This is a genomic window from Leptolyngbya cf. ectocarpi LEGE 11479, assembly GCF_015207065.1.
In the GTDB taxonomy this organism is placed as follows: Bacteria; Cyanobacteriota; Cyanobacteriia; order Phormidesmidales; family Phormidesmidaceae; genus Leptothoe; species Leptothoe ectocarpi.
The window spans coordinates 1-2,733 of the sequence record NZ_JADEXP010000539.1; the positions used below are offsets into that span (position 1 = coordinate 1).

General features: G+C 52.7%; 2 protein-coding genes. Both read left to right on the top strand.

Annotated features, from left to right (window positions below):
• On the top strand, positions 1 to 1,489 hold a 1,489-nt coding region (gene radA, locus IQ260_RS29590; RefSeq protein WP_322745079.1), incomplete at its 5' end, for a DNA repair protein RadA.
• Positions 1,490 to 1,512: 23 nt separating this feature from the next.
• Positions 1,513 to 2,733, top strand: a 1,221-nt coding sequence (locus IQ260_RS29595; RefSeq protein WP_193996636.1) for a mechanosensitive ion channel domain-containing protein, incomplete at its 3' end; no start/stop codon positions are given.

Below are 2,733 nucleotides of genomic sequence, written 5' to 3' on the forward strand. Positions count from 1 at the left end.
CTATCATGGGATATGTAGTTCATGTGTTTTATTTTCTGGCATGGTGAAGGCTCGCTCGATTTATGTCTGTAATGAATGCGGTGCGGAATCACGTCAATATTTTGGTAAGTGCGCCGTTTGTGGAAGCTGGAATTCGTTGGTGGAGCAGGTGCAGGAGTCCACATCCACCAGCACTCGTCCGGGGCGTCGTAGCCAGCGTGCCGCTCAGCGCACCGATAGTAAACCACGTCTGGCTAAGACGTTTAGTCAGATTGCGGATCATCCCCAAGCTCGCATTGGCTCTGGCTATGGTGAGCTAGACCGGGTGCTGGGTGGCGGGATTGTGCCAGGGTCGCTGGTGTTGGTGGGTGGGGACCCTGGCATTGGTAAGTCCACGCTGTTGTTGCAAACGGCCAATCAGCTGGCGGCCCATGGGTTGGTGCTGTATGTATGCGCAGAGGAGTCGGGGCAGCAGGTAAAGTTGCGATCGCAACGTCTAGGCATCGCCATTGGGCAAGGGGAAAATGGGGCGCAGGGGGAGAATGGACCACCTGCACCAGAATCCCTTTATCTCCTACCCGAAACTGACCTGGAAACCATTCTGTCCGAACTGGAATCGCTCCGACCTCGGGTAGCTGTTATTGATAGTATTCAGGCACTGTTCTACAACCAGCTCACATCCGCGCCAGGGTCGGTGTCCCAGGTACGCGAATGCACATCGGCCCTGATGCAGTTGGCCAAACGGGAAAACATTACCCTGTTTATTGTGGGGCATGTCACTAAGGAAGGGGCCATTGCCGGACCTAAGGTGCTAGAACATTTGGTAGATACGGTTCTGTACTTTGAGGGCGATCGGTTTGCCAGCCATCGGTTGTTGCGTTCGGTCAAAAACCGTTTTGGTGCTACCCATGAGCTGGGGGTGTTTGAAATGGTGACCGAGGGGTTAGCAGAGGTGTCAAATCCTTCGGCGTTGTTTATGGGTAACCGTGATGAGGCGGTGCCAGGGATTTCGACCATTGTTGCCTGTGAGGGTTCACGGCCTTTAGTGGTGGAGCTGCAGGCATTGGTGAGTCCCACCAGCTACAGTTCTCCTCGACGGACGGCCACCGGCATTGAGTACAATCGATTGCTCCAGATTTTGGCGGTGCTGGAAAAACGGGTGGGCATTCCCCTGTCTAAGCTGGATGCCTATGTGGCCTCATCGGGGGGGCTGAGCGTGGCTGAACCGGCGGCGGATTTGGGGGTGGCCATTGCTGTGGCCGCTAGCTTTCGCGATCGCATTGTCGATCCCACACTGGTGCTGCTGGGGGAAGTGGGTTTGGGGGGACAAGTTCGGCCTGTTTCCCAGATAGAAGTGCGGCTTAAAGAATCCGCTAAACTCGGATTCAAACGCGCATTGGTGCCAAAAGGTCAGAAAATTCAGGGGTTGTCCATGGAGATCACCGAAGTGGGCAGAGTAGTAGATGCGATCGCCACAGCCCTCGCCTTTCAAATGGATACTGACGAGTGAGCGCCCCCTGACCTTCCGCCCCCATGACAGCCTTCTTTTCAGATATTTTTCATCAGCTTAGTCAACTATTCGACACCAAACTGGTGGTCCTAGGCAACACTACCATTACCCCCAAGCTGCTGGTCAGTTTGTCAATTTGGCTGACCCTCATTTTCTTCACCATTGGCCTGGTCAAACGCTTTCTCAAACGGCATCTACTGGCTAGCATTGACGCCAATAATCGAGAAGCCATTGCCACCCTAGTCAGCTATGCTGTCGGCGTCGTTGCCATCTTTGTCGCTGTTCAATACACCGGTATTAATCTAAGTTCCCTAGGCATTATTCTGGGGGGCTTGGGGGTAGGCATCGGCTTTGGACTGCAGCACATTGCCGATGACTTTATTAGCGGTCTCATTTTGCTATTTGAGCGCACCCTCAAAGTCAATGACCTGATCGAACTCGATGACTATCGATTTCAAGGATTAGTGGGGCGGATCGTGGAGGTCAATCTCCGCTCCGCCATTATTAGGAGCCTGGACGATGGGGATGTGGTCATTCCCAATAGCCAGCTCATCAATAATCGCGTTCTCAATTGGAGTCACCGCACCTCCATTGCCCGTCTCAAAATTCCGGTGGGGGTATCCTACGACAGCGATCCAATTTTGGTGACTGAACTCCTGCTCAAAGCTGCCTACATGGAGCCAGCTGTCTGCGATAAACCCATTCCCAAAGCCATGTTTCTAGCCTTTGGTGAAGACTCTCTGCAATTTGAACTGTGGGTTTGGGTCGATGTCAATAAACGCTTTAACGTTCAAAGTTCGCTGCACTTCGCCATCGAATATAATCTGCGCCAGTTCAACATCGAAATTGCGTTTCCCCAAAGAGATGTATGGATTCGGAATTTACCACCTCCAGCCAATGGAGACAGCCCTCCGCCCTTTTATAACCGACAAATTGCCTTTGAGCATCGTCCCAGCGTTCCCACTCAGACCACCCTCAAAGATATGCTGCGTCAGGTCAGCTACTTTGCTAATTTTAGCGATTTGGAGATCCGACAGCTGATTGAAATTGGCCACCGGCAGCGCAGTCGAGCGGGAACCATCCTGTTCCACGAAGGTGATTCCGGTAGCTCGTTTTATATTTTGCTAGAAGGTAAAATTGATATTCTGGCGGAAAAACTCGACCGGCATCTGGCCACTGTTGAACCGGGCCATTTTTTTGGTGAAGTGGCGCTGTTACTGGGGGTACCCCGGACGGCCATGGCT